The 26067-nt window shown below is 66.0% G+C and carries 25 protein-coding genes; 14 read left to right on the forward strand and 11 right to left on the reverse strand.

The annotated features are described in order from the left end of the window. Window positions 1-99 precede the first annotated feature (99 nt). The 10 genes from AACH11_RS01000 to AACH11_RS01045 all read left to right on the forward strand — a co-directional run bounded on the left by AACH11_RS01000 (window position 100) and on the right by AACH11_RS01045 (window position 13016). Window positions 100-525 carry a ribbon-helix-helix protein, CopG family gene (locus AACH11_RS01000; RefSeq protein ID WP_341372325.1) on the forward strand — a complete coding sequence of 142 codons (426 nt, stop codon included), beginning with the start codon at window positions 100-102 and terminating at the stop codon, window positions 523-525. Next, complete coding sequence (locus tag AACH11_RS01005) at window positions 516-1181, forward strand: relaxase/mobilization nuclease domain-containing protein (protein ID WP_341372326.1); 666 nt, start codon at window positions 516-518, stop codon at window positions 1179-1181. The genes AACH11_RS01000 and AACH11_RS01005 overlap by 10 nt, the downstream gene beginning before the upstream one ends. 176 nt (window positions 1182-1357) lie before the next feature. Beyond that, window positions 1358-3313, forward strand: coding sequence for a hypothetical protein (locus AACH11_RS01010; protein WP_341372327.1), 1956 nt, complete (start codon window positions 1358-1360; stop codon window positions 3311-3313). Window positions 3314-3380: 67 nt separating this feature from the next. Then, complete coding sequence (locus AACH11_RS01015; protein ID WP_341372328.1) at window positions 3381-3998, forward strand: restriction endonuclease subunit S; 618 nt, start codon at window positions 3381-3383, stop codon at window positions 3996-3998. Continuing rightward, on the forward strand, window positions 3995-5530 hold the full coding sequence (locus AACH11_RS01020) for a type I restriction-modification system subunit M (protein WP_341372329.1): 1536 nt from the start codon (window positions 3995-3997) through the stop codon (window positions 5528-5530). Before AACH11_RS01015 ends, AACH11_RS01020 begins: the two co-directional genes overlap by 4 nt. Continuing rightward, on the forward strand, window positions 5523-6632 hold the full coding sequence (locus AACH11_RS01025) for a virulence RhuM family protein (protein ID WP_341372330.1): 1110 nt from the start codon (window positions 5523-5525) through the stop codon (window positions 6630-6632). Before AACH11_RS01020 ends, AACH11_RS01025 begins: the two co-directional genes overlap by 8 nt. Continuing rightward, on the forward strand, window positions 6622-7899 hold the full coding sequence (locus AACH11_RS01030; RefSeq protein WP_341372331.1) for a restriction endonuclease subunit S: 1278 nt from the start codon (window positions 6622-6624) through the stop codon (window positions 7897-7899). The genes AACH11_RS01025 and AACH11_RS01030 overlap by 11 nt, the downstream gene beginning before the upstream one ends. 151 nt (window positions 7900-8050) lie before the next feature. After that, window positions 8051-8959, forward strand: coding sequence for an Abi family protein (locus AACH11_RS01035; protein WP_341372332.1), 909 nt, complete (start codon window positions 8051-8053; stop codon window positions 8957-8959). Between the two features lie 8 nt (window positions 8960-8967). Further along, a complete protein-coding gene (locus AACH11_RS01040; protein ID WP_341372333.1) occupies window positions 8968-12264 on the forward strand; it encodes a type I restriction endonuclease subunit R in 3297 nt (1098 codons plus the stop codon). Continuing rightward, window positions 12264-13016, forward strand: a complete 753-nt coding sequence (locus AACH11_RS01045) for a M48 family metallopeptidase (protein WP_341372334.1) — start codon at window positions 12264-12266, stop codon at window positions 13014-13016. The genes AACH11_RS01040 and AACH11_RS01045 overlap by 1 nt, the downstream gene beginning before the upstream one ends. 12 nt (window positions 13017-13028) lie before the next feature. Here AACH11_RS01045 and AACH11_RS01050 read toward each other — a convergent pair whose 3' ends face one another. The 4 genes from AACH11_RS01050 to AACH11_RS01065 all read right to left on the reverse strand — a co-directional run bounded on the left by AACH11_RS01050 (window position 13029) and on the right by AACH11_RS01065 (window position 16774). Further along, entirely contained in the window at window positions 13029-13931 is a 903-nt protein-coding gene (locus AACH11_RS01050; RefSeq protein WP_341372335.1) for a ParB/RepB/Spo0J family partition protein, read from the reverse strand. Continuing rightward, a complete protein-coding gene (locus AACH11_RS01055) occupies window positions 13928-14824 on the reverse strand; it encodes a plasmid partitioning protein RepB C-terminal domain-containing protein (RefSeq protein ID WP_341372336.1) in 897 nt (298 codons plus the stop codon). Before AACH11_RS01055 ends, AACH11_RS01050 begins: the two co-directional genes overlap by 4 nt. Then, complete coding sequence (locus AACH11_RS01060; RefSeq protein WP_341372337.1) at window positions 14821-16314, reverse strand: recombinase family protein; 1494 nt, start codon at window positions 16312-16314, stop codon at window positions 14821-14823. The genes AACH11_RS01055 and AACH11_RS01060 overlap by 4 nt, the downstream gene beginning before the upstream one ends. Window positions 16315-16522: 208 nt before the next feature. Next, a complete protein-coding gene (locus AACH11_RS01065) occupies window positions 16523-16774 on the reverse strand; it encodes a helix-turn-helix domain-containing protein (RefSeq protein ID WP_341372338.1) in 252 nt (83 codons plus the stop codon). 160 nt (window positions 16775-16934) lie between these two features. Between AACH11_RS01065 and AACH11_RS01070 the strand changes: the two genes are divergently transcribed. Both AACH11_RS01070 and AACH11_RS01075 read left to right on the forward strand, forming a co-directional pair. Further along, entirely contained in the window at window positions 16935-17219 is a 285-nt protein-coding gene (locus AACH11_RS01070; protein ID WP_341372339.1) for a hypothetical protein, read from the forward strand. Window positions 17220-17292: 73 nt separating this feature from the next. After that, window positions 17293-18087, forward strand: coding sequence for a hypothetical protein (locus AACH11_RS01075; RefSeq protein WP_341372340.1), 795 nt, complete (start codon window positions 17293-17295; stop codon window positions 18085-18087). A gap of 124 nt (window positions 18088-18211) precedes the next feature. On the opposite strand, the gene AACH11_RS01080 is transcribed toward AACH11_RS01075, so the two are convergent. The 6 genes from AACH11_RS01080 to AACH11_RS01105 are packed head-to-tail and all read right to left on the reverse strand — an operon-like array spanning window position 18212 to window position 22804. After that, window positions 18212-18547, reverse strand: a complete 336-nt coding sequence (locus AACH11_RS01080) for a copper-binding protein (protein WP_341372341.1) — start codon at window positions 18545-18547, stop codon at window positions 18212-18214. 13 nt (window positions 18548-18560) lie between these two features. Beyond that, a complete protein-coding gene (locus tag AACH11_RS01085; protein ID WP_423228670.1) occupies window positions 18561-19025 on the reverse strand; it encodes a DUF411 domain-containing protein in 465 nt (154 codons plus the stop codon). A gap of 8 nt (window positions 19026-19033) precedes the next feature. Beyond that, on the reverse strand, window positions 19034-19528 hold the full coding sequence (locus AACH11_RS01090) for a cupredoxin domain-containing protein (protein ID WP_341372342.1): 495 nt from the start codon (window positions 19526-19528) through the stop codon (window positions 19034-19036). Between the two features lie 55 nt (window positions 19529-19583). Then, window positions 19584-20996 carry a multicopper oxidase family protein gene (locus tag AACH11_RS01095; RefSeq protein WP_341372634.1) on the reverse strand — a complete coding sequence of 471 codons (1413 nt, stop codon included), beginning with the start codon at window positions 20994-20996 and terminating at the stop codon, window positions 19584-19586. Between the two features lie 27 nt (window positions 20997-21023). Then, a complete protein-coding gene (locus tag AACH11_RS01100; RefSeq protein WP_341372343.1) occupies window positions 21024-22460 on the reverse strand; it encodes a TolC family protein in 1437 nt (478 codons plus the stop codon). After that, the gene (locus tag AACH11_RS01105; protein ID WP_341372344.1) at window positions 22457-22804 is read right to left on the reverse strand and encodes a hypothetical protein; all 348 of its coding nucleotides are present in this window, start codon (window positions 22802-22804) and stop codon (window positions 22457-22459) included. Before AACH11_RS01105 ends, AACH11_RS01100 begins: the two co-directional genes overlap by 4 nt. Before the next feature lie 153 nt (window positions 22805-22957). Between AACH11_RS01105 and AACH11_RS01110 the strand changes: the two genes are divergently transcribed. Beyond that, window positions 22958-23641 carry a heavy metal response regulator transcription factor gene (locus AACH11_RS01110; protein ID WP_341372345.1) on the forward strand — a complete coding sequence of 228 codons (684 nt, stop codon included), beginning with the start codon at window positions 22958-22960 and terminating at the stop codon, window positions 23639-23641. Further along, complete coding sequence (locus AACH11_RS01115) at window positions 23642-25042, forward strand: heavy metal sensor histidine kinase (protein WP_341372346.1); 1401 nt, start codon at window positions 23642-23644, stop codon at window positions 25040-25042. A 101-nt stretch (window positions 25043-25143) separates the two neighbouring features. Here the strand turns inward: AACH11_RS01115 and AACH11_RS01120 are convergent, their stop codons facing one another. Further along, window positions 25144-26046, reverse strand: coding sequence for a patatin-like phospholipase family protein (locus tag AACH11_RS01120; protein ID WP_341372347.1), 903 nt, complete (start codon window positions 26044-26046; stop codon window positions 25144-25146). Between the last annotated feature and the right edge of the window lie 21 nt (window positions 26047-26067).

Consider the following 26067-nt stretch of genomic DNA (forward strand, 5'->3'; position numbering starts at 1 on the left):
TCGTCAGCGATGCATTTGCTCGTCGTTTGGACCCGTTGGGTCGCTCCCACAGGGGGGCGCAAAATGCGCAAGCAAGAATGAACAACAAGTGTCTCGAACATGCCCAGTGCGTCCAAGAAGAAACCCCGGCCTCGCGTGGTCAGTGCCCCGCGGTCGAAGCAGGCCAAAGCCCGCGTGAATTTCCGGATGGCGGAGGATGAACTCAAGGCGCTGGACGAGGCCGCAGGGAAGCATCACCGCAGCCGATCCGAATTGATCTTGCTGGGGCTTCAGCGCTGTCTGGCCGATGGCGTGTGGCAGGCGACGCCGATGCCGGCTCCGGTGACTGCGCAGCCGCGGGATACCGTCTCCCCGGCGCCTGAGTTGGTCGTCTTGTCGCAGGTGCTGATGAGCGCCGTAATGGGGATCGAAGCCCTCCATGCGGGCAAGAGGCGCTCGTCCACTGCTATGAAGGAGGCCAGAGACACGTTGGCAGACGCGCGGACCATGCTGAAAGAACTGCTCGAGGGTCTTCGGTGCTCCTGAAGATCATCAACCACCGGCGCGCGCAACCGCGCCGGCGTGCCGACCTGAGGCGCCTGTTTCGCTACCTGTTCTCGCCCCAGGATTCCCTGTCCGGTTCGAACGTTCGGCTGCTCGGCCCGCCGCAGCTCTACAAGGTTGCGCTGACGGCGATGCCATTGGGTACCGAGGTGGCCGACGCCGCCGCCGAACTGACGCAGCAGATGGACCGCTATTGCCGAGCGGCCAAGGCCGGCGCGAAGATCCCACCGGTCTGGTACGTGCACATCGTGGTCTCGTTCGCACCTGCGGCCTCGCGGGTGCTGAAGAACCCACCGGAACAGCCTCGCCATGTGCCGCGCTGGGCATCGAGTGCGCAGAACGCGTACCGCGTGGCGCGCGACGCGCTCGATTTCTTCGGCTGGACGCCCAACAGGCCGACGGTGATGGTGGCGCATGGTGACAAGCGCCACATCCACGTGCACGTCGTTGCGGTGATCCCCACCCTCCATGACGACGACTGGAACATCTTGAGGAACTCCCGGCGGCAGATGAATGAGATCGCGATGTTGTGCGCCGGCGCCTATGGCATTCCCCGCACGTCCCGGACGGGGCGAAAGCATCACGAGAAGTGGGCGCACCTGCTGGATTTCCGGCCGGCGAGTTCGCGCGATGAGTGAACGTCGCGGTGCTCGGTCATGATGGCTCGCCACCGTGCCACCGTGCCACCGTGCCACCGTGCCACCGTGCCACCGTGCCACCGTGCCACCGTGCCACCGTGCCACCGTGCCACCGTGCCACCGTGATGACACGATGACACGATGACATGGCGACGTGCTGGCGACCATGTTGACCCTTGGCCAGCCAAGCCCCACAGACCATTGCGAAGCGTCGCAAGAACAAGTCGGGAAGAACCTCATCGGTGTTTGCGGAATCAAAATTGCGCCGTGCAGCCCTCTGGCAGGCAGTCGCCATCGTTCAGGAGCCCAGCGCCAGCCTGCTGGCCGCCGTCGTTTCCCTCTCCGATCCAGACCTGCCCTTCTTCATTGCCGACGGTGACCTGACCGTTGCCGAGGTCGGGCGCGGGCGTCATGCGAACGCCTTGCTGACGGCGTTGGAGGCGCAACGGCCACTGATCGGCCAGCTGACCCGGCTCTTGCTCGCTCGCCGCGCCTTCCCTGCGGACGCCGACGAAGGCTTGCGAATTCACTGCCATTCAGTCGCGCTGGACGCGACCCGCACGGCGGTCACCGTCGTCGCATCGCTGGATCCGGGCGACAGCGCTGTGCCCACGGCGCTCCGTAATGCGGCCATCGTCCATGTCACCCGCTACAGGGCCGAGGCGGCCCAGGCCAGCGCGCGACGGGCGCTTGAGCAGCTCGATGGCTCGGCGGCGCCATGCACGGGCGCCGCAGACGCTGCGCCCGTGCGGCCGGCGTTCGACATCACTCCGTTGCTGGACCTGATCCCGCCCGGCTTCGTGGTCCGGTTGCCCAAGTCATCGACAGCGTCTGGCATTCGCACGATCAGCAAAGCCATCCTGGCCGCGCCCGACCCGCTGCATCCGCCACCGCGTGATGGCCTGTACCGCGCGCTGATCGTGAATACCAACGCCAGCCAGCGCCTCGCCGTGGTCACCTGGGCGCCGCACCGGGGCCTGCCGCCCTATGGCGAAGTTCGCGCCGCAGCCGAGCGTCGGTTGCCGAGGGCCTTTCTGTCACCACGCCAGACCGGCGCGCCCCCCCCTTCGCTGCCCCCTGGGGCCTGCGAGAGCGCCGTGAGTGATGCCAGCCCCTTCGACCCGGCCGATCCCGCCTGGCTCGATGCCTTCGATGACGAGGTGGTGTTCGATTGGCCGCAACCGCAGGCTTCGGCAGAGCGGGTTCGAGCGCTTCAGGGGCAGTACGGCCTTGAGGCGATCGCCTGGTACCAGCCCCACCATGCCCATGCCGAACGTGCGTGGGGCATCTACTTCGACGCGGCGAACCTGGATGCCTTCGTCTGCAGCCTGTCGCTGGATCTGCAGCGCGAGGGCTTCAGGCGCGGCAGTGATGCGCTGGCGGCCAGGCTCGGCATCGGCTTGATCTATGAGCACGCCTTGTTCCACTCGCAAGTGGAGGCTGCGCTCACATGGATGGAGCTGCAGGCTGGCCATGCCAAGTTCATGCCCTACCAAACTCAGGTGGTGATGGCCGTGCGCGGCACGGACGCTTGGCTGGAAGAGGCGCTGGCCAACTTCTGGGCCTGGTCGTGGATCAGCACCGAGTCGATGATGGCCATGGTCACTGGCGTGCTGACGGGTGAACAACACGCAGCGCTGGAGCGCATCGTCCAGGCCGCGCTGGACCGGGCGCCGGCCGGCTACCGACGCTGGCGCGACGGCCGGCAGCGGGAGCTGTGGCGCACCCTGGCAACCCAGGCCGCCACCGGCAAGCCGGCCATGGCGGCGCCCGGCATCGGCATGCCCATCGAGCCAATCCTGCGCGGCCCGCTGCCATTTGACTTCGGGCCCATGGACGTACCGCTGCGCATCGTGGGAACCGGCAAGGTCGCCGCCCGTCTGCTGACCTCGCCCGCCACGTTCCGCCTGCCTGCACGCCGCGATCTGCACGATGTGCTCACCCGGCACTTTGGTTTCACGGCGGTGGCCGGCGTCGGCGCTGGCGGGACGCAGCACTTCGTCGGGCCCGAAGGGCAGACCTTTCCGGGTCCGCTTCAAGACCCCTTCAGCCAGACGCACTTCGATGCACTGCTCGCGCTCCTGCGATGTGGTGCAACAACGTTCATGGGCTTGCGGACTCCGCCTGGCTGATTTGCTCCAATTAAGTTGATGCGGAAATTTCTTGCATCGAGCGATGCGCCGGTTATGATGCGTCACCGTGATTGATGCAAAACTTCTTCTTCTGAGCCAGGTCGCCACCGTCCAAGCGGGTTACCCCTTCCGGGGCGCCATTGAGGGCGCTCCCGACGGCGACGTGATCGCGCTGCAGATGAAGGACGTCGATCCCGAGTCAGGCGTCGCCTGGGCAGGTGCCCTGCGAGCGCACCTGCCGGGCCGCAAGGTGCCCAGTTGGCTGCAGCCAGGTGACTTGCTCTTCGTCGCCAAAGGCGCCCGGTTCTACGCCGTGGTGGTCGATACGCCGCCCATGCCGGCGGTCTGCGGCCCGGCCTTCTTCCACCTGCGCGTGCAGCCAGGCGCCGCAGTGGCCCCGGCCTTCCTGGCTTGGCAGATCAACCAGCCACCGTTCCAGCGCCTGCTGATGCAGAGCGCCGAGGGCAGCGGTCAGCTCAGCATTCGCCGCCCAGTGCTGGAGGCGCTGCCACTGGCCGTGCCGCCCCTGCCGCAGCAGCACCGCATCGTTGCGCTGGACGGCACCGCTCGCGCTGAGCGGGCCATGATGCGCCGCCTCATCCAGAACCGCGAACAACAACTCCATGCGCTGGCCGAAGCCCTGTCGGCGGCCTCCATGCGGAGTCAACAGGCCACCCGCCCATGAACGACCTCACCACGCCCCAGGCCGCCCAGGCTGCAGTCAGCCAGGACGACATCAACGCCGCCGTCTGGGCCGCCTGCGACACCTTCCGCGGCACGGTGGACCCCAGCATCTACAAGGACTACGTCCTGACGATGCTGTTCCTGAAATACGTCTCCGACGTCTGGCAGGACCACTACGACAACTACAAGGCCCAGTACGGCGACCACCCCGAGCTGATCGCCGAGATGCTGAAAAACGAGCGCTTCGTGCTGCCCGCCAGCGCCAGCTTCTACGCCCTGCACGCGCTGCGCCACACCCCCGGCAATGGCGAGCGCATCGACAAGGCCTTGCACGCCATCGAAGACGCCAACCTGGCCAAGCTGCGCGATGTGTTCCAGGACATCAGCTTCAACAGCAACAAGCTGGGTGACGAGCAGCAGAAGAACGACATCCTGCGCCACCTGCTGGAAGACTTTGCCAAGCCCGCGCTGAACCTGCGCGAGGGCCGAGTCGGCAACCTTGACGTCATCGGCAACGCCTACGAATTCCTCATCAAGAACTTCGCCTCCACCAGCGGCAAGAAGGCCGGCGAGTTCTACACCCCGCCCGAGGTGTCCACCCTGATGGCGCGGCTGATGGCACCCCAGCCTGGCGACGAGATTTGCGATCCCACCTGCGGCTCGGGCTCGCTGCTGATGAAGTGCGGCCGGCTGATCCGTGATGGCGCCGGCAGCCGCAAGTACGCGCTCTATGGGCAAGAGGCCATCGGTAGCACCTGGGCGCTGGCCAAGATGAACATGTTCCTGCACGGTGAGGACAACCACCGCATCGAGTGGGGCGACACCATCCGCAACCCCAAGCTGCTGGACGGCACCAACAGCCTGAAGCACTTCGACATCGTGGTGGCCAACCCGCCCTTCAGCCTGGAAAAGTGGGGCTTCGAGGGTGCCGATGCCGACAAGTTCAGCCGCTTCCGCCGAGGCGTGCCGCCGCGCACCAAGGGCGACTACGCCTTCATCCTGCACATGGTCGAGACCATGAAGCCTGGCACCGGCCGCATGGCGGTGGTGGTGCCGCACGGCGTGCTGTTCCGCGGTGCGGCCGAGGGGCGCATCCGCCAGAAGCTGATTGAGGAGAACCTGCTCGACGTGGTGATCGGCCTGCCCGAGAAGCTGTTCTACGGCACCGGCATCCCGGCCGCCGTGCTGATGCTGCGCAAAAACAAGGTCGATGACCGCGTGCTGTTCATCGACGCCAGCCGCGACTTCGAGGCCGGCAAGAACCAGAACGTGTTGCGCGAAGCCGACTTGAAGCGCATCCAGGCCACGGTGGCCGCCCGCCAGCCGGCGCCGCGCTACGCCCACTTGGCCACGCTGGCCCAGATCGCCGAGAACGACTTCAACCTGAACATCCCCAGGTACGTCGACACCTTTCAGGAAGAGGCTCCCATCGACCTGATGGCCGTGCGCCGCGAACGTCTGGAACTCAAGGCGGAACTGGCGCGGCTGGAAACCCAGATGGACTCCTACCTGAAGGAGCTGGGCTATGAGTGAGCTGCCGCTGCAGCCAGGCGCCGAGGGCCAGGGCGAGTTCGTTCTCTACACCACCGAGGACGGGCTGACCCGGGTTGAGATGCGTGCCGACGGCGGCTCCTTGTGGCTCAGCCAGGCCGAGATCGGCACGCTGTTCCAGACCACGCCGCAGAACGTCACCCAGCATGTCAAGGCCATCTACGCCGAGGGCGAGGCTGACCCGGCGGCAACCTGTAAGTCCAGCTTACAGGTTCGCCAGGAGGGCGGCCGGCAGGTCCGACGCACGGTGCGCTTCTACAGCCTGGAGGTGATTCTGGCCGTGGGCTACCGCGCCCGGTCGGCTCGTGGCACGCAGTTTCGCCAATGGGCGACGGCCCACCTGAGTGAGTACCTGCTCAAGGGCTTCACCATCGACGACGAGCGCCTGAAGAACCCGCCCGTGGCCGACTCGGCCTTGCCCGACCGCTTTGGCGAGTTGCTCGAACGCATCCGCGACATCCGCGCCAGCGAGCGGCGCATGTACCTGCGGGTGCGCGAGATCTTCGCGCTGGCCGCCGACTACGCGCCCTCGCTGCCCGAGACCACGCGCTTCTTCAAGGTCATCCAGAACAAGCTGCACTTCGCGGTGCACGGTCAGACCGCGTCGGAGCTGATCGTCCGCCGCGCTGACGCCAACCAGCCCCACATGGGCTTGAGCACCTGGAAAGGCACTCACGTCACCAAGGCCGACGTGGGCACAGCCAAGAACTACCTGCGCGAGGCGGAGGTGAGCGAGCTGAACCGCATCGTCACCATGTGGCTGGACTTTGCCGAAGACCAGGCCTTGCGACGCAAGGAGGTGTTCCTCAAGGACTGGGCCGAGCGGCTGGACGCCTTCCTGGCGTTCAACGAGCGCCAGGTGCTGGCGGGCGCGGGCACGGTGTCGCACAAGCAGGCCGTGGCCCATGCGGAGGGCCAGTACGAGAAGTTCTCGGTGCAACGACGGGCAGCGCTGGAAGCCGAAGGCCAGGCCTACGCTGCGCGGATGCTGGAGGCACCGGCTGGCGACGAGTCCGGTGTGCAGGAGCTGGGGCAGGTCGCCAAGCGGCTGGCGAAGAAAAAGGGGAAGAACGATGCTTCCTGAAGGCTGGCACAGCAGCACCCTGGGCGAGATTGCCCGCATCACGTCGGGCGGCACGCCGGATCGGTCGGAACCGAGCTACTGGGGCGGCGATGTGCCCTGGGTCACCACCGGCGAAATCCAGTTCAACACCATCACCGACACAGCCGAGAAGATCACCGCTGCCGGGCTGAAGAACTCATCGGCCAAGCTGTTTCCGCCGGGCACGCTGTTGATGGCGATGTATGGGCAGGGCAAGACGCGAGGGCAGGTGGCCAAGCTGGGGATCGAGGCCGCCACGAACCAAGCTTGTGCTGCGATCCATCTACACGACGGATGCAGCCCGGACTTCTTCTTTCAGCTCCTGACCTCTCAATACACGACGATTCGTGAGCTCGGCAACGCCGGAACTCAGCAGAACCTCAGCGGCGGCATCCTGAAGGCTGTGACGGTGGCTGTTCCACCGCTTGATGAGCAACGCCGCATCGCCAGCATTCTTGCCGCATGGGACGACGCAACCGTCTTGACGCAGTCACTGCTGGCGAACCGTAGGGTGCAGTGGCAGGCGTTGCTTGCCGCGACGCTGCACCTGCCGCCGGCCAACCCCAGCGCGGAAGGCGGCGCGGACAACGGTGGCTACCCGGCCTCGGTGCAGCCAGGCATTCCCAATCTGTCAGCCACACCTGAGGGATGGCGGCGTATCCCGCTGATGCGCCATCTGACCGAAGTGCGTCGGCCGGCTGGGCTGCGCGCTGGCGAGACTTACCGGCTGATCACCGTCAAACGTTCGCGCGGCGGCGTCGAACTCCGAGAAACCTTGACCGGCGACGAGATCAAGACGCCCTCGCAGTTCTACGTGCGCGAAGGGGATTTCCTGATCTCCAAGCGCCAGATCGTCCACGGCGCCTGCGGCATCGTGCCGGCCGAACTGGACGGTGCGGTGGTGTCCAACGAATACGCGGTGCTGAACAGCGATGGGCAGATCGACCTGAAGTTTCTGCGCTACCTGTCCGAGTCGCGCTACTTCCAGCAAACCTGCTTCCACTCCAGCATCGGCGTGCATGTCGAGAAGATGATCTTCAAGACCGAGCGCTGGTTGAAGTGGCCGTTCAACATCCCGCCGCTGCCAGAACAGCGCCGCATCGTCGGCATCCTGGACCTGGCGCGCCGCGAGGTCGAACTGCTCGAACGGCAGATTCAGGGGCTGCGGCAGGAGAAGGCTGCGCTGATGGCCGACCTGCTGACCGGCAAGCGCCGTGTTCGCCTGGATCGTGAAGGAGTTGCTGCGTGACCCCGGCGAAAGCGGCGCGACTACCAGTCGCCTTGGGCTGGCATGCGGCGTGTTGTACACTGTGGTCAACACAGCCGCCACGCCTCTGCTCACGCATGCGCAACCTTGGCGGCTTTTTCTTGCCTGATCGGAACAGCTAGCCATGGCAGCCATGGCCCAGGTTCCCTTCACGAAGACGGCGCTACCGTACGCCGATCAGGTTGCTCTGCTCATGCAGCGGGGCCTCGTGATCGACGATCCGGCCGCTGCTGAGCGCACGCTGGCGTCGATCAGCTACTACCGTCTCAGCGCCTACTGGTATCCCTTCCGTCGGCGCGATGCCCAGGGCGCGCTGCTGGATGACGTTCACCCCGGCACGTCGTTCGAGGACGTGGTCGCGCTCTACGACTTTGATCGCCAGCTCAGGCTGCATGTGCTGGATGCACTCGAGCGTGTTGAGGTGGCGCTGCGCACGGCCGTGACCCACCGTATCGGCATGACCTACGGCGCCTTTGGCCACGAAGATCCGGCCAACTTTCATCCCAGGTTTCGCCACGCGCAGTGGCTGGAGAAGCTGCGCGATGAGACCGGGCGTTCGAGTGATGCCTTCGTGGGCCACTACGCGACCAGGTATCAGGGGTTCCCGGCGCTTCCGATCTGGATGACGACCGAGCTGATGAGCCTGGGCTCGCTGTCCACGCTCTACCGGGGCATGTTGCCGGCCGATAGGCGCGATGTGGCCGCTCCCCTTGGCATTCACCACAAGCGCCTGCAAGACTGGCTGCACGTGTTGACCTACGTGCGCAATGTCTGCGCGCACCACAGCCGCCTGTGGAACCGCGAACTGGCCATCCGACCCGATCACATGCCGGAGGCGGAATGGCGGCCCCCGCATCTGCCCAGGCTGGATCGCGTGTTCGCCATTTTGCTGATCCTGAGCTACCTGCTGCAACGCCTAGGCAACGGTGCCACCTGGCGGGCCGAGGTCACCGCCTTGCTGGCGCCAATGGCAGCGCATCCACGCTGGCTGTCCGCCATGGGCATGTCGCCGCAGTGGATGCAGCACCCCTACTGGATTTGAGGTACCGGATGACCACCCCGAACCCCCGAGAACAGTACAGCGCCCACATCCCCGCGCTGCACCTGCTGTGCAACCTGGGCTGGAACTTCCTGTCCACCGCCCAGGCGCTGGCCCTGCGCGGCGGCACGCGCGAGGTGATCCTCAAGCACCGCCTGGTGGAGGTGCTGCAGACCCGGCGCTACGACTACAAGGGGCAGAGCTACCCGCTGTCGGGCAGCGGCATCGAGCAGATCGTGCGCGAGCTGTCGGCGCTGAACCTGGCCGAAGGGCTGCTGCCGGCCAACGAGCGGCTGTACGCCAAGCTGGCCCTGGGCATCACGGTCACCGAGTTCATGCCCGACGGCAAGAAGCACCAGCCGACGATTGCGATCGTCGACTGGACCAACTCCGACCCAACGGCGAACCGCTTCGATGTGACGGAGGAGCTGCAGGTGCTGTCGGCCCAGGGCACACACCACCGCGCACCCGACATCGTGGGCTACGTCAATGGCCTGCCTCTGGTGGTGATCGAGGCCAAGCGGCCCGAGGGCTCGCACGCTGCGAAGTCCATGGTGACCGAGGGCGTCAGTCAGCACCTGCGCAACCAGCGGCCGGACGAGATTCCCCAACTCTTTGCCTATGCCCAGTTGTTGCTGGCCATCAGCCAGACCGAGGGGCGCTACGGCACCACGGGCACGGCGGCCAAGTTCTGGGCCCGCTGGCGCGACGAAGAATTCAGCGCGCCGCACTGGTTGGCGGTGAAGAACGCGCCGCTGACCGCCGACGTGCGCGCGCGCCTGATTGACGGCAAGCCACCAGCGCTGCGGGCCTACTTCGAGGGCCTGTGGGCCCAGACCATGGCCACGTCCGAGCAGGACGTGCTGCTGATCGGCCTGCTGACGCCGGCGCGGCTGCTGGAGTTCTTGCGCGGCTATGTGCTGTTCGACCGCAAGGTGGGCAAGATCGTCGCGCGCTACCAGCAGTTCTTCGGCATCCGTGCGCTGCTGCAGCGGCTGGGCCAGCAGCGGCCCGATGGTGGCCGCGAGGGCGGGGTGATCTGGCACACCACCGGCTCGGGCAAGAGCTTCACGATGGTGTTCCTCACCAAGGCTCTGTTGCTGGTGGAGGCACTGGCCGAATGCCGCGTGGTGGTGGTCACCGACCGCGTGGATCTGGAAAGCCAGCTGGCACGCAATTTCATGTCGGGCGGCGCCTTTGGATCGGCGATCGCGTCGGTGAAGGACGGCGAGAAGAGCCGGGCGCTGTCGGGCCGTGACCTGGCCCGGCGCATCGGCAGTGGCACCGAGCGCATCTCCTTCACGCTGGTGCACAAGTTCAACGCGGCGTCCAAGCTGCCGGAGTGCCGCAACGACTCCCCCAACCTGATCGTGCTGGTGGACGAGGGCCACCGCAGCCACGGCGGCGAGACGCACGAGCGCATGAAGCAGGCGCTGCCCCGTGCGGCCTACGTGGCCTTCACCGGCACGCCGTTGCTGAAGAACGAGAAGACCGCCAGCAAGTTCGGCCCCATCGTGCACGCCTACACCATGCAACGGGCGGTGGACGATGAGACCGTGGCGCCGCTGCTGTACGAAGAGCGGGTGCCCGAGTTGACAATCAACGAAGAGGCGGTGAACCGCTGGTTCGACAAGCTCACAGCCAGCCTCAGCGACGCACAGCGCGCCGACCTGAAGAAGAAGTTCGCCAAGAAGGGCGCGATCTACGGCGCGGCCGGCCGCATCGAGCTGATCGCATGGGACATCGCTACCCATTTCGACCAGAACTTCAAGCAACTGGGCCATGGCCTCAAGGGCCAGATCGCCACCGACAGCAAGCAGGACGCCATTCGCTACAAGAAGGCGCTGGACGACACCGGCCTGGTCAGCAGCGCCGTCGTGATCTCGGCGCCCGACACCCGCGAGGGCAATGCCGAGGTCGACGAGGACACGCTGCCCGAGGTGCAGAAGTGGTGGAAGCAGACGGTGCTGGCCAGCGGGCGGGACCCGGAAGACTACGAGAAGCAGCTGATCGCCGACTTCGGCACCGATGGCGAGCCCGACCTGCTGATCGTCGTCGACAAGCTGCTGACGGGCTTTGACGAGCCGCGCAACGCGGTGCTCTACATCGACAAGCCCTTGAAGGGCCACAACCTGATCCAGGCCGTGGCACGGGTGAACCGGCTGCACGATGCCAAGCGCTTTGGCCTGCTGGTGGACTACCGCGGCATCCTGAAGGAGCTGGACACGGCGATCCGCGCCTACCAGGAACTGGAAGAACGCACCCAAGGCGGCTTCGACCTCAACGACCTGGAAGGCCTGTACCAGCAGGTCAGCACCGAATACAAGCGCCTGCCGGCGCTGCACGACAAGCTTTGGTCCTTCTTCAAGGGCGTGGCCAACAAGCGCGACCGCGAGCAGTACCGCCAGGTGCTGACGCCGAAGTTCGTGACCGCGCCTGAGGGTGAGGAATACGACGAGCGCCAGAAGCTGCGCGATGACTTCTATGCGGCCGTCACGGCCTTCGGACTGTGCCTGCAGACGGCGCTGGCCAGCCGCAGCTTCTTTGAGGACAAGAGTTTTTCGGAAGGCCTGATCGCGCAGTACAAGGCCGACCTGCGCTTTTTCACTGAGCTGCGCCAGACCGCCCGTCGCGACGCGATGGAAGTCGTGGACTACAGCGTCTACGAAGACCAGATCCGCCGCCTGGTGGACAAGCAGGTCATCGGAACCGAGGTGCGTGAACCCGAAGGCGTGTACCTGGTGCACCAGCTCGGCCAGCCCGAGGATCCGGCGCAATGGTCCGAGGAGAAGACCCGCAACGAGACAGACCTGATCCGCACCCGGCTGCGCAAGACCATCGAGCAGGAGTTGGCCGAAGATCCGTATGCGCAGAAGGTGTTCGGTGAGTTGCTGCGGCAGGCCATCGCCGAGGCCGAGGCCATGTTCGAGCACCCGCTGAAGCAGTACGCGCTGTTCAAGGACTTCGAGGACAAGCTCGGCCCGCGCCAGGCGCCGGGCACGCCCGACGTGCTGGCCGACCAGCCCCATGCCCGGGCGTACTTCGGCGTGTTGCGCCTGGTGATGGGCGACGAGGCCCTGGCCGCCATGGACGCCCCCGCGCGCGACGCCGTGGTGGCGCAGGCGCTGGCCATCGACCAGGTGGTGCGCGACGCGGTCGCCGAGAACTCGCTGAGCCCGCAGAGCATCGAAGCTGCCATCCGCAAGGGGCTGCTGCCGCTGCTGTTCAAGACCCTGGGCCTGGACGGCGCGAAGCAGGCCGTGGACCAGATCGTGCAGATCACGCGCCTGGGGCTCGGAAAGGCGTGATGGCCGGCGCCGAGGTTAGGGCCGGACGCTTCAGCGTCCGCTACGGAGACGAAGTCATTTCGTTTTCGGTGCGGCTTCAACGTGAACGAAAGCCATCGAAGGTGGCGATCCACGTCGAGCCCGATGGGCGGGTGATCGTGGACGCACCCGAAGGCGTCGGACACGAAGCGGTCATCGCTGCCGTGAAGAAACGGTCGCGATGGATCCTCGATCACGCAGAGGCTGCTCGTTTGCGCACGGCCCACGTTCGCCCGCGTGAATACGTCAGCGGTGAGGCGGTGCACTACCTCGGCCGTCGGTATCGCTTGCGGGTCATCGTTGACGCAGTGGCAACGCCTGCGTGCAAGCTGCGGGGTGCGTGCCTGGAAGTGGTCGTGCCCGAAGCAGCTTCGGCAACGGTGCAGCAAGCGCTGGACCATTGGTATCGGCAACGCGCCCGAGAGGTACTGCGTGACCGGATGGATTCGGTCGCGAAGGGGCTTCGCTGGGTGAAGGCATCGCCGCCGATGCGTCTGCAGGCCATGCGCGTGCAATGGGGCAGCTGCTCACCCACCGGCCGCATCACACTGCACCCGGGCCTGGTCAAGGCGCCGCGCGAATGCATCGACTATGTGGTGCTGCACGAGCTGTGTCACCTGGCCAGCCACGACCACAGCCCGCGGTTCTACCGGCTGCTGGATCGGCACTTGCCGGGCTGGAAGGGCATCAAGCAGCGCCTGGACGGCATGGCGGAGGATGTACTTCGCGTCTGAAAGGCGGGAGTGCTACTGCGGTGCCAGTTGCTTGATCTCTGCGATCAGCTGAAGCTGCTGCAGGTACTCTGCGTGCGTCCGGGCCAGCCACCGCACGACGGCGACGTTCTCGAGCAGCGTCTTTCCGACATAGGTCTTGATGATCTCCAGCTGCAGGTTCGCCGGCCCGTAGCCTTCCTCCAGAAGCTTGGTATCGGCCTGCACGGCGGCCAGTTCGCGCTGCAGCCGCTGAAGGGCTTCGGTCGGGCCTGCGCGCTGCTCCTTGGCCGCCGCTGCCTCGGTCAGTTGGTCGGGTGGGGTGGCCTGGAGCATCGCCAGCGACAGCTTCGTCGAGTAGTTGCCGAGATTGACCATGGCCTGGGCCACGTCGATCTGGCGAAAGGGCTTCATCTGCTTGAGCACCTTGAACACGCCATGCGTCGCGGGCTTGTCGGCCAGCAACGACACGGCTTCGCCGCAGATGCCGTCCAGCAGCCTGAATTGCTGGCGTATCGCGCCTTGTGATACGTCCAGCACCTCAGCCAGTTGCTGAACAGACACGCCGCGCTCGGCGGCGCGGACGATCATGCGGTGCTCCTGCACCACGGACAGGCGGTTGACGCGCTTGTTGTAGGTGTAGGCCTCGTCGTCGGTCGAGATCAGGCACAGCGCCTTCTGGGCGCCCAGTTCGCGCAGGGCCTCCAGGCGCATGTGGCCATCCAGCACCACGAAGCTGCCGGCGCTGTCGCGGCTGTGGGTAACCACGATGGGTTCGACCAGGCCAATGGCGCGTACCGAGGTGCGGATCTGGCGGAACTTGACCGTGTCCTTGATGCCGGCCGGCAGCGCGATGCCGGGTTGAAGCAGCTCAAGCGCAATTTCCTTGCAGTTGCGCTCGAACCCCAGACGGACAGATTTGGGCGGCTTGTCGCTCATCGGGCCACCCCACCGCGCTGAGCCATTTCTGCCAGCGGCTGCGGAACGCTGGCGAGCTTCTCCGACTTGAGCAAGGCGCGGAATTCCTTGTTCGCAAACAGCTCCTTGAAGATCTGCTGGACCAGCAGCAGTGACTTCTGTGCGTACTCGGACTTCTTCTGGATCCGCCGATGCATCTCGACCTCGCGCTGGTACAGCTTCGCCAGGTCCTCGGGACTCATGTGGCGCTTGGACGGCCATCTGGCGAACGAGTTGGTGCCCTTCTTTCCGCTGCGCTCACGTTGCTCGAGGATCTTGCGCACCACCGTGATCTTGCGGCCCGTCAGCTCGCCGCTCTCGTAGGCAGCCATCAGCAGTTCCTGCGTCTCGCTGCCGTTGGCGCGCGAGATGCTGACTGCCAGATTGAGCGGAATATGGCCGGCCTCGGCGGCCGCCAGCAGGCGCTTTTCACCGCGCTCCAACAGGTTCACGACGTTGTTGACCCAGGAGGCCGTGCAACCGAGCTTGGCCGCGACCTCGCCATCGGTGTAGCCGCGCTGCTTGAGCACGCGCACATGCTCCAGCGTTTCCGCCGCGCGCGGCGTGCGGCGGGCCACGTTCTCCACGATGCTCATCACGTGCCCGGTCTCCTCGTCCACATCGACGATGAGCGCGGCGATCTCGGTCTGCCCGAGCATCCTGCAGGACTCCAGACGCCCCTGCCCGCAGATCAGCGCGTACTGGGTGTCACCTTGCCCCGGCGACAAGCGGCGCACGGTGATCGGGCGTTTGAGCCCGACCTGATCGATGCTCTCGGTGATGGTCTTGTGAACCTTCGCGTTGCGCACACGCGGGTTGGCCACGGTGATGTCCGCGATGGGGATCATCTCGATGTGCGGGGAGGAAGGGCTCATGCGGCGTCCTGCAGGGGCATGCGCCCCGCCAGTTGATAGAAGAAGTCGAGCGAGTCGGTCCGGTAGGCGTCCAGCGTGAAGCCGTTGTCCTCCAGCGTCGGCAGCGTCTCCGGCAGGAAGTCGATGGCCGGGAATACGTAGTGGTCGAAGACCCGCTGGTTGCTGGGGTCCATGCGTGCCACCACCGTGATGTCCGGCAGCAGGCTGGCATCAAACCGGATGCGCCAGCGGTGCGCTCCCGCAGGCGTCGGCTTGCAGCGCGCAATGACCAGCGACACAGTGAATTCGCCGTTGACTGTCAGCAGGTCCGTCGCGGGGTCACGCACCGTCCAACCGCCAGCTCCGGTGATGCTCGCCGCCATCTGCTCGATCAGCTCGGGGTGGTGACGCCGCAGCGCTCGGTTGATCTCCAGGTAGGCATAGTCCCGGCGCGGCCGGTAGCCAATGAGGCTGTAGGCCCGAAGCAGGCAGCCGAACCGGCTGCGGTAGATTGAGCTGGAGGGTGCGTCGTCGTCTTCGTCGATCACGATGCCGGACAGTGCGCCGTGCTTCTCCAGGGCCTTGCGGAGCAGGTCGAGCAACTGCTCGTCATCAAGATGGCGCGACCGCGCGGCGATGATGGCTTGGGCCTGAATGAACAGATGTACCGGGACGATGGCCTCGAAAGCGCTGTCGCAGCGCACCCATTCGCTCGGCGGGTTGCGCACATGCCGGACCTTGAGCTTGTACGAGGTGCGGTTGTAGACGTTGTGGCCGATGTACTTCTCGTTGGTCAGGATCTGGTGGACGGTGCCGCGGGTCCAGGGTGCGCCGCTGTCCGAGCGGATGCCTTCACGGTTCAGAACGGAGGCGATGACGCGCTCCGGCATGCCGCCTTCCAGGAACAGGCGGTAGATTCGGTGCACGACGGCGATCTCGTCGGCCGGCCCGGGCACCAGCACCACCCGGTCGGTCTGGATGCTCTTCTTCTCGCCGCGTGACAGCAGGCCCTTGACGTTGTGCTGCTCGTCGATGAGTTGGCGTCGCAGACCAAAGCCAGCGGCACCGCCTTGGCGAAAGCCGTGCCGGACGATGGTGCTGGCACCGGCAAACACCTTGACCGACAGCTCCCGGCTGTATTCGGCGGCCATGCTGCGCTTGATGCCGATGAACACCGTCGACGGCAGCGACCCGTCGTTGTTGAAGGGCTCGGCGCAGTAGATGACGCGGATGCCTCGGCTCTTGCAGGCATGCTCGTAGACGGCGGCCTCGTCCGGGTCGGGGAAGCGGCCCCAGCGGCTGACGTCGTACACCAGCACGGCATTGAAGCCTGGGTTGGGCTGCCTCACGTCGTGGAGCAGCGCCTGCAGGCCGCCGCGGCCTCTGAGGTTCAGCCCGCTCTTGCCAGCGTCCTCGTAGGTCCGCACGATCCGCATGCCGTGTCGGGCCGCGTACTCGGCGATCGTCGCGGCCTGATTCTCGGTCGAGTACCTCTGGTGCTCGGTGGACATGCGGACGTACTGGGACACCGGTAGCCCGGTTTCCTTGGGGTCATGCCCATTGCCCAGTCCCGTCTGTTCCTGCACCCGATAGCCTCACCTGATCGCAACGCATCCATGTGAAAGCGAATAGTCCAGTCAGTTTTTGACGCCTTCATGACGGGGCGGCGCTCGCAAGCGCCCGACCCAGGCGCGCTGGCCCGCAAGCAACCGGGAGACCCTATACCTCGTGCTTGCAGCGCTCCACGATGGAGCCGACAAGTTCAGCAGCGTCTACCTCCAAGGCATCAGCGATCCGCAGCAGGACCGCCAGGGATGGCTGCGTCTGTGCGACTTCCACCCGGGCAATGAAGGAGCGGTGGATGTCGGCCCGATGGGCCAGTTCCTCCTGGCTGATCTGGATGTGCCCGCGGCGTGCCTTGATCTCGGCGGCGGCCGCCCGCAATACCTGCTCGTCTTTTGCTCTGCGCATCCTCAGAAATGCTGAAGATGAACTCGCATATATGCACCCGCATATATGGTACAAATCGGGATCGAGCCCATGCGCCGATACCGATCCACACGCTGCAGTGACCGTCGCCAACGCGCCGGTCACGCCGGCCCATGAACGCGCCTGGGGAGGCCGAGACAACATGAAGACTCGCACGCTTGCCGCAACCGTCGGCATCGTCGCGCTGACTGTGCTGGGTGCTGTCACTGCGCATGGCGCCGAGACCCGGTTGCGCAGCCAGGCCAAAGCGCCATCGCCGACGAAGGCGCATGCACCTTCGGCCGCAACAGGTCTTCCGAATGCCGGACACCTGGCAGCCGCAGCCCTGGCTGCGCGCAAAGACACCGACCCAACGCTGAACGGCAGCGTCCAAGAGCCCCAGCTTGCCGCAAGCGCCGCGGCGTCGCGCGGACCCCACGAGCTTTGAGCGCGGTCGTCGGGTTTGCCGCTGGCGACCGACGCGTGGCCGCATGACCCCATCTCACTTCGAACGAAACACCATGACCAACACTGTGCTCCGCCACCGTCCCGGCATCTTTGCCTCCGTGCTTCTTGCAGCCTTGGGCGTGGGTGCCGTGCACGCCGCTTCCATCTACAAGCCGCAGGACACGAAAGGCGCCATCAGCACCTACGACCTGCTCGGCGTGAAGCTCGGCATGAGCGAGTCCGAGGCCATCGCCGCCGTCAAGAAGCGTTTCCCGCCGGGCAGCAAAGATGCCAACGACCGGTCCATCAACCTCAAGCAGAGCGACTACGAACTCACCAGCCCGGCAACGGGCGCGAAGGTGAAGGCTGGCATCCGGTTCGATCTGTATCCGGAGGCGAAGTCGAACTTCGATTTCGTGAAGATCTTCGTTCACGAAGGACGGGTCTGGGCCATCTGGCGCGACGACGCGAGCGCCCGCTACCCCTACGAAAAGATGGTGGCCGACGTGCAGGCCAAGTACGCGGAGGCGGCGCCCATCAAGAGCGCTTTCATGATCGTGAACGGCGGCACCATCGCACCCCAGCAAGGGGATCCAGCCACCCACGGCGCAGAGCTCTTCGAGGGCCAGTGTCTGGACTTTCCGTTCGTCCGCAGCGGCAGTGGCGACAAGATCAGGCTCGACCCCGCGTGCCGCAAAGCATTCGGCGTCAGCTACCAGCCGCAACACAAGAACGGCGTCAAGATTCTTGCGTCGGGCTTCGGCCAACTGGTGGACCTCGACGCTGGGCGCGCCTTCATGAAATACATGGCCTCGGGGGCCGGCAACATCCATGGTGAGCGGCCAAAGACCAGCGACTCAAAGCTCTGAGCGCTGGTGCCGGGGATCGGGCTGGTGTCTAGCATGTGGCCTGAGGAACGGCCGTCACGTGGCTTCGATTGGAGCCTGCCGGGGCTCGCGCCTCGCCGCTTTCCCTGCATCCTTCCGATGCGCGTCACTTGGCGGGTTGAATCTCCGTCAACATCATCTTGCCGCCTTCGCTGACGACCATGAACTTGACCTTGTCGCCCGCCTTGACGGCTGCGAGCATGGCCTTGTCCTTGGCGGTGAAGACCATGGTCATGCCGGGCATGTCCAGATGCTTGATGTCACCGTGCTTGATCGTGACCTTGCCGGCTTCCTGATCGACCTTCTTGACTTCGCCGTCGGTCATCGATGCCGGTTGAGACATGCCCGTCTTGCCATGGTCCATGGCGGCCTGGGCGAAGCTGCCGACGGGAAGTGCCATGCCGAGGGCCAGCACGGAGAGGGCCAGAGTGTTCTTGATCATGGATGTCAGTTCCTCACGAGTGGTTTGAAAACACGGTCGCTGTCCCGTCCTTCTGGACGAGCAGCACTTGATAGGGGTCGCGCCTTCCGCCATAGGCCGGCGCGTCCATCCCCGGGGAGCCGATCGGCATGCCCGGCACCGCCAGGCCCAACGCGTTCGGGCGCTCTTTCAGCAGCCGCTGGATGTCACCGGCCGGGACGTGCCCTTCGATGACGTAGCCTTGAACAACAGCGGTGTGGCAGGAGCCCAGCTTCTGCGGCATGCCCAGGCGCGCGCGGGCCGCCGTGTTGCCCTGGTCGAACACGCGAACCTTGAAGCCCTGGCGCTCCACGTGGGCAATCCAGTCCTTGCAGCAGCCGCAGTTCGGGTCTTTCCAGACCTGAACGGTGGTATCCGCGTCGGGTGCGGCCAGCACGCCAGTTGCGCAGAGCGCGGCAGCCGCGCCCAGGAACTGCCGACGCGCGGCCAGGGTTCGCACAGCGGAGTTCACTTCCGGCTGACCTTGACGGCGCCCTTCATGCCGGCCTCATAGTGGCCCGGCATCAGGCAGGCGAAGTTCACGGTCCCCGCCTTGGTGAACTGCCAGATGATTTCGCCCTGCTTGCCTGGCGCCAACGTCACCTTGCTCGGCTCGTCGTGCTCCATGTCCGGGAACTTCTTCATCTGTTCCAGGTGCTCTAGCAGTTCCTTCTCGGTGCCCAGGCTGAGTTCGTGTTTGACCTTGCCAACGTTCTTGATCACGAAGCGCACGGTCTCGCCTTGTTTGACCTGGATGTCCGACGGGGTGTAGCGCATCGTGTCGCTCATCTCGACGGCGATGGTTCGCGCCGCCTTGGCGGCTGTGCCGGGCTTGCCGATGGCGGACTCCGCTTCATCGTGCCCATGGCCGCCTGCATGGTTGCCGCCAGCGAATGCGGCGCCGGAAAGGCACAGGGTGATGACGGCAATGAGGCGATGGGCAGCAGTGGTGTGGACGTTCATGGGTTGTTCCTGTTGATGGCTGGCGTTGAAAGTGGAATGGCGTTGAAACGGTCGATCAATGTCCACCGTGCGAAGTGGGCTTGCGAACCTGAACCTCGGTCGGCTTGGCTGGCATGACGGCGCGCGGCATCGACTGCCCGCCTTCGGCCTTGAAACGAGCTGGCTCGGCCAAAGCGCCCGTGTACTCGTGCGCCACCGTGCCCTCCGGGTGCTTGAACCAGCCCGGGTCCTTGTAGTCGCCCGGCTTCTGGTCACGCCGCACCTTGAGCACGCTGAACATGCCGCCCATCTCCACCGAGCCGAACGGGCCTTCGCCTGTCATCATCGGTGCGGTGTTGTCGGGGATGGGCATCTCCATCTCGGTCATGTCGGCCATGCCGCGCTCGCCCATCGTCATGTACTCGGGGATCAGGTTGTTGATCTTTTTCGCCACGCCGCGGTGATCGACGCCGATCAAGGTGGGCACGTTGTGCCCCATCGCGTTCATCGTGTGGTGGCTCTTGTGGCAATGGAAGGCCCAGTCACCCTCCTCGTCGGCCAGGAAGTCCACCTGCCGCATCTGGCCGACGGCGATGTCCGTCGTGACCTCGGGCCATCGGGTGCTCTTGGGTGTCGGCCCGCCGTCGGTGCCTGTGACGAGGAACTCGTGTCCGTGCAGGTGAATCGGGTGGTTCGTCATCGTCAGGTTGCCGATGCGGATGCGCACCTTGTCGTTCAGGCGCACGTTCAGCGAGTCGATGCCCGGAAAGATGCGGCTGTTCCAGCTCCACAGGTTGAAGTCCAGCATCGTCATCGTCTTGGGCGTGTAGCTGCCCGGGTCGATGTCGTAGGCGTTGAGCAGGAAGCAGAAGTCGCGCTGGACCTCGTCGATCAGCGGGTGTTTGGCCTTCGGGTGCGTGACCCAGAAGCCCATCATGCCCATGGCCATCTGCGTCATCTCATCGGCATGCGGGTGGTACATGAATGTGCCGGGCCGGCGCGCGACGAACTCGTAGACGAAGGTCTTGCCTGGTTGGATCGACGGCTGCGTAAGGCCGGCAACGCCATCCATCCCGCTGGGCAAGCGCTGGCCATGCCAGTGAACGCTGGTGTGCTCCGGCAGTTTGTTGGTCACGTAGATGCGCACGCGGTCACCCTCGACCACCTCGATCGTCGGACCCGGGCTCTGCCCGTTGTAGCCCCACAGATGGGCCTTGAAGCCGGGCGCCATCTCGCGCACCACCGGCTCGGCCACCAGGTGGAACTCCTTGACACCCTGGTTCATCCGCCACGGCAGGGTCCAGCCGTTGAGCGTGACCACCGGGTTGTAGGGCTGGCCGGTCGACGGCACCAGTGGCGCCATGGTGTCCGGGCGGGTCTGGATCACCGGCTCCGGCAGAGCCGCCATGGCCACGCGGCTCACCGCGCTGGCGGCCACGGCGCCGCCGGCGATGCCCGCAAACTTGAAGAACTCTCGTCTCGACGACATGAACAATCCTTGCTTCCGAAGCTGATGTCAGTGGCCTGCGCCGCCACCACTGCTGGGGGCGGCAGCGGTTGCAGCGAGGCTGGCGGAGGTGGGACGACCGATGACCGAGGCCTGCAGCGCCGCATCGGCCAGCCAGAACTGCTGCTCGGCGTCGATGGCGGCCATCACGGTGCCGACCTGGTCGCGGGCATCGGCCATCAGCTCGAACACCCCGATGAGCATGCCGTTGTAGCGAAGCTGGTTTTCCTCGGCGATCACCTTGCGCAGCGGGATCACCTCGTCGCGCTGGTGCCGCGCAATGTCATAGGCGGTGCGATAGGCCGAGTAGCTCTCCCGCAGGGTGGAACCCGCGGTGCGGACCGTCGCCTCCAGCTGATGGGCGGCGGCCAGGGTGCGCGCGCTCCAGGCATCGCGCTGCATGCCGCCCCAGTCGAACAGCGGCAGACGAACGCCTACCTCGTAGCCTCGCGCCGTGCTGCGGCTCCCGGCGGCGTTGTCGAACGCGGTGTTGCGGCGCGCGGTGAGCTCGATGTCAGTGAAGCTCATCACCGTGGTCAGCCCCTGCGCCTTGGCCGATGCATCCAGTGCGGCCTGTGCCAACCGGATGTCCAGCCGGCCGCGGGTGGCCATCGCCGCCACCGACTGCGGCTCCAGCGCCTGCTTGGGAAGGTCGGGCAGGCGCTCGGGCAATTGAAGCGTCAGGGCCTGCGCTTCGTCCAGACCCAGCACACGCACCAATTCTTCGCGGGCAGCAGTTGCTTGATGCGTTGCAGTGGCCAGTCGGGTGGCGGCATCGGCATAGAAGGACTGTTCTCGAGCCCGTGTGATGCGGTTGAAGTTGCCCACGGATTGCATGCGGCGCGCCAGTTCGGCGCTGGCTTCCGCGCTGTCGAACACCTGCTGGGCGTACCTCAGCGTCTGTCCGGCCGCCACTGCGCGCACCCAGGCCTGGCGCACCTGCGTCACCTGGTCCACCACCTCGGTGGTCAATCGCAGCAGCGATTGCTCAATGCGACGGTTGGCCACACCTTGCCGAGCAGGGACGGTCAACACGTCGAGCAGGCCGAACGCCAGCGAGCGACCGATGTCCAGCGAGTCTCCGGCAACCATGCGCTCGAAGCTGAAGATCGGATTCGCGATGCGTCCGACCTGCGCGGCATCGGCCGACTCTGCCCAGCCCTGGGCCAGTAAGGCCTGCAGCGCGGGGCTGTTGGCCAGCGCCAGTTGCACGGCTTCGCGCTGGCCCAGGGGTTTGGCCAGCAGTTCCCTGGCGGCCGAAGAGCGCTTCTCGCGCTCCGCGTCGGTGCGTGCCAACACCAGTCGGCCTTCGGTGAAGCTGGCGGCCTCGTCGTTCACGCGGGCCACGGTGTGATCCGCGCTGATGCTGGCGCAGCCTGACAGCACGGCGATGGAGACCCCCGTCAGTACCAGCCGGCCCCAGCGGCTCTTGAGCGCCCGCTTCATCGCTTCGCCCCGCCGTGGTGGCCCGCGTGTGGGTCGGCCGACGACGCAGCCGGCTTGGCCTGCTCCGTAGGCACGTCCATGGCAGCCTCACCTGTCTGCATCTCCTTTGCGTAGGCACGCCAGCCGCCAATGCGCCCCACCCGGTCGTTGGCCTCCCGCCACGACGCCACCGGTTGGTCGGCGTAGGCCTTGTAGGCTCGCAGCGGCGATACGTACTGCAGCTGGCTCGGCTGGGCGGGCTTGGTCGATTCCGTGCTGGTTTGAGCGAGCGACATGCCGCTCAGCATCAGCAGGGCGCCCGGCAGAAAGAACTGCCGCAATGGAAGTCGGGCTGGATAGGGCATGGGGCCTCGTCAGAGAGAGCGAATTTCGTTGGACGCATTCTCAAAACCAGGACCCGACACCAAGCTGAGCTGTTGTTTACATTTTTGTTATCTGGCTAACAGGTGAGACGGAGTCGGTCAAACTGGTGGCCCAGCAACACCGGAAACTCGGCCGTGAAGCTCCTGCTTGTCGAAGACGAACCCAAGACCGGGGACTACACCCGCCAGGGCCTGACCGAGGCGGGGTTTGTCGTGGACTGGACGCAGGATGGCGCCGAAGGCCTGCAGCTCGCGCTTCAGAGCCATTACGACCTGGTCATCCTTGATGTGATGCTGCCTGGCCTGGACGGCTGGCAGATCCTGCAGTCCTTGCGTGGTCGTGGGCTGCAGATGCCGGTTCTCTTCCTGACGGCCCGGGACGACATCACGGATCGCGTGAAAGGCCTTGAACTCGGGGCCGACGACTATCTCGTCAAGCCCTTCTCGTTTGCCGAGCTGCTGGCGCGGGTGCGCACCATCCTGCGCCGCGGCCGCAGCGGCACCGAGAGCACCTCTCTGCGGGTCGGCGATCTGGAACTGGACCTGCTGCGCCGCCGGGTTCACCGCGCGGGCAAGCGCATCGACCTCACCGCCAAGGACTTCGGCTTGCTGGAACTGCTGATGCGACGGCACGGTGAGGTGCTGCCCAGGTCGCTGATTGCCTCGCAGGTCTGGGACATGAATTTCGACAGCGACAGCAACGTCATCGAGGTGGCCGTGCGCCGCCTTCGCGTCAAGATCGACGAGGGCCACGAGGTCAAGCTCATCCACACCGTCCGGGGCATGGGCTACGTGCTCGACGAGCCCGAGGAGCCTTGAGTGCTGCGCAGACTGCCGCTGACCCAGCGCCTGACCCTGTTCTTCACGGTCCTGGGGGCCATCATCGTCCTGGGGCTGGGGCTGGTGTTCATCCAGGCGACGGACCGACACTTCGCTGAGTTGGATCGTGGCGCCTTGCAGGACAAGCAGCACCTCATCGACGACATTGTGCGGAGCGCGAACTCGGTCGAAGACGTCAAATGGCGCCTGGGCGAGGCGCTCAGCCACCACGATGGCCTGTACGTCGTGGTCAAGGATGCGCAGGGGCGCGTGCTGTACCAGCCGGAGAACTTCGAGGTGCCGGCGTCGGCGCTGGTGCAAGGCGGCCTGCCATCCGCCGGCTCACGGCCTTCAGTCCTGCATTGGCGTGTCGGCGAACGGGACTTCCGGGCGACGACGTTCTTGGTCACGCCGGCCTACGACCAGGCCCACCCGCTGCAGGTGCTTGCCGCCGTCGATACCGTGCACCACGCGCACTTCCTGGCCGAGTTGCGCCGCACGCTGCTGCTGTATGCCTTGATCGCTGTGGCCGTCAGCGGCGTGTTGGGCTGGCTGGCCGCGCACCAGGGCTTGGCACCGTTGCGCGCGATGCGCACCCGGGCGGCGGCGGTCTCTGGGCACGCCTTTGAAGAACGCATGCCGGTGGACGCCGTGCCGGTCGAAATGGCCGCCCTGGCCACCGAACTCAACGGCATGTTGGATCGCCTGCAAGAGGACTACCGCCGTCTGGCGGCGTTCTCGTCGGACCTGGCGCACGAGTTCCGCACCCCGATCAGCAACCTGCTGACGCAGACGCAGGTGGCCCTGTCCAGCAGGCGCGATGCCCCGACCTACCGCAAAATCCTCGCTTCCAATGCGGAGGAACTGGAGCGCATGGCCCGCATGGTGGCCGACATGCTCTTCCTGGCCAAGGCTGAACGTGGCATGGCCCTGCCGAACCGCGAGCGCTTCACAGCTGCCGCCGAAGTGCAGGCGCTGCTGGACTTCTACGACGCGGTGGCGGAGGAGAAGCGGCTGCGGCTCAGTGTGGCCGGCGACGGTGTCATCGATGGCGACCGGCTGATGTTCCGCCGTGCGGTGAGCAACCTGCTGTCCAACGCCGTGCGGCATGGTGACCTCGGCAGCCCGGTGCTGGTCAAGATCACCGACGCGGCGTCGGGTGTGACCGTCAGCGTCGAGAACGCTGCCGACGACATTCCACCCGAGGCCCTGTCCCGCGTGTTTGACCGCTTCTTCCGCGTGGACCCGTCGCGGGCTCATCCGGCCGCCGAAGGCGCCGGGCTGGGGCTGTCGATCACCCAGGCCATCGTGGCCGCGCACGGCGGAAGCGTCGCCGCGACCTCCCGGGATCGAACTGTCCGCGTGACCATGCTGTTTCCGCCTCCGCCTGCCACCGGCTGAAGCCGGGGGCCGCGGAATCCGATGGCTTGGCCCGACACGTGTTGCACAGGTCGTCCGGCACCATCCCGGCCGTGGTCACACCCTTGGCAGGGCACGATCCCTCATGGCCTGTACCCTGGCGACAGCAGCCCCCGCAGCCTGGGCAAAGCCTCCTGTGCTGCGTGCTCACCGGCACGCATCAGCCACTCGCGGTCGGCCAGGCCCAGCTGCGATGCGGTGCGGATCTGCGGCGTGATCACCAGGTCGGCTTGGGCCAGTTCATGCATCTTGACGCGCTGCGTGGCGATGGTGAAGGCCTGGGACAGCACGCCAACGGTGTGTGCGATCTCGGCGTGCTCGGGGGGAAAGGTGGCATCCACGGCGATCACGACCTCGGCTCCCAGTGATCGGGCCAGGGTCACCGGTACCGGGCTGCTGACCTGGCCGTCGACATAGGGTCTGCCGCCAATGAGCGGTGGTACAAAAACACCGGGTACCGCCGCCGAGGCCTGAACGGCCAGCCCGGCCGATCCGTGGGTGAAGGCCACCGGGCGTCCGCTCTGCAGGTCGGTGGCCACCACGGCCACCCGCCGCGGCAGCGCCTCCAGAGGTCGCCCGCCTGCTACCTGGTCGATCCAGCGGCGCAGGCGTTCGCCGCGCACCCAGCCGCGCTCACCGCCCAGCACGGGCAGGCCCAGGTCGGGCAGCGTGAAGTCGGCGAAGGTGGACATCTCCAGCGCCCGGGCGGCCTCGGTCAGCTGCGGCGCGTTCAGACCGCTCGCCCAGCCGACCGCCACGATGGCCCCGGCGCTGCTGCCGACCACGATGTCAGGCTCGACCCCTTGAGCCTGCAGCACGCGGATCACTCCAACATGGGCGAATCCGCGAGCCGAACCCCCGGACAGAACCAGCGCCATCCGGGGGCGGGTGGCCGGGGGCAGGGCCAGCAAGCCCTCGCGAGGCTCGTCGCAGGTGCGGCACGGATGCTCCTCCACCGTGGCGCAAGCGGCCAGGACTGCCAGCATGGCCAGGGCAAAGAAGTGCCT

Origin of the sequence: Pseudaquabacterium rugosum (genome assembly GCF_038066575.1) — a bacterium.
GTDB classification, from domain to species: Bacteria; Pseudomonadota; Gammaproteobacteria; order Burkholderiales; family Burkholderiaceae_C; genus Pseudaquabacterium; species Pseudaquabacterium rugosum.

Excerpts from the sequence above, each read along its gene's own strand:
- AACH11_RS01000 (WP_341372325.1), top strand. The coding sequence starts at position 100 with ATGCCCAGTGCGTCCAAGAAGAAACCCCGGCCTCGCGTGGTCAGTGCC.
- AACH11_RS01020 (WP_341372329.1), top strand. The coding sequence starts at position 3,995 with ATGAACGACCTCACCACGCCCCAGGCCGCCCAGGCTGCAGTCAGCCAG.
- AACH11_RS01025 (WP_341372330.1), top strand. The coding sequence starts at position 5,523 with ATGAGTGAGCTGCCGCTGCAGCCAGGCGCCGAGGGCCAGGGCGAGTTC.
- AACH11_RS01030 (WP_341372331.1), top strand. The coding sequence starts at position 6,622 with ATGCTTCCTGAAGGCTGGCACAGCAGCACCCTGGGCGAGATTGCCCGC.
- AACH11_RS01035 (WP_341372332.1), top strand. The coding sequence starts at position 8,051 with ATGGCCCAGGTTCCCTTCACGAAGACGGCGCTACCGTACGCCGATCAG.
- AACH11_RS01040 (WP_341372333.1), top strand. The coding sequence starts at position 8,968 with ATGACCACCCCGAACCCCCGAGAACAGTACAGCGCCCACATCCCCGCG.
- AACH11_RS01045 (WP_341372334.1), top strand. The coding sequence starts at position 12,264 with ATGGCCGGCGCCGAGGTTAGGGCCGGACGCTTCAGCGTCCGCTACGGA.
- AACH11_RS01050 (WP_341372335.1), bottom strand. The coding sequence starts at position 13,931 with ATGAGCGACAAGCCGCCCAAATCTGTCCGTCTGGGGTTCGAGCGCAAC.
- AACH11_RS01055 (WP_341372336.1), bottom strand. The coding sequence starts at position 14,824 with ATGAGCCCTTCCTCCCCGCACATCGAGATGATCCCCATCGCGGACATC.
- AACH11_RS01060 (WP_341372337.1), bottom strand. The coding sequence starts at position 16,314 with ATGTCCACCGAGCACCAGAGGTACTCGACCGAGAATCAGGCCGCGACG.
- AACH11_RS01065 (WP_341372338.1), bottom strand. The coding sequence starts at position 16,774 with ATGCGCAGAGCAAAAGACGAGCAGGTATTGCGGGCGGCCGCCGCCGAG.
- AACH11_RS01070 (WP_341372339.1), top strand. The coding sequence starts at position 16,935 with ATGAAGACTCGCACGCTTGCCGCAACCGTCGGCATCGTCGCGCTGACT.
- AACH11_RS01075 (WP_341372340.1), top strand. The coding sequence starts at position 17,293 with ATGACCAACACTGTGCTCCGCCACCGTCCCGGCATCTTTGCCTCCGTG.
- AACH11_RS01080 (WP_341372341.1), bottom strand. The coding sequence starts at position 18,547 with ATGATCAAGAACACTCTGGCCCTCTCCGTGCTGGCCCTCGGCATGGCA.
- AACH11_RS01090 (WP_341372342.1), bottom strand. The coding sequence starts at position 19,528 with ATGAACGTCCACACCACTGCTGCCCATCGCCTCATTGCCGTCATCACC.
- AACH11_RS01095 (WP_341372634.1), bottom strand. The coding sequence starts at position 20,996 with ATGTCGTCGAGACGAGAGTTCTTCAAGTTTGCGGGCATCGCCGGCGGC.
- AACH11_RS01100 (WP_341372343.1), bottom strand. The coding sequence starts at position 22,460 with ATGAAGCGGGCGCTCAAGAGCCGCTGGGGCCGGCTGGTACTGACGGGG.
- AACH11_RS01105 (WP_341372344.1), bottom strand. The coding sequence starts at position 22,804 with ATGCCCTATCCAGCCCGACTTCCATTGCGGCAGTTCTTTCTGCCGGGC.
- AACH11_RS01120 (WP_341372347.1), bottom strand. The coding sequence starts at position 26,046 with ATGCTGGCAGTCCTGGCCGCTTGCGCCACGGTGGAGGAGCATCCGTGC.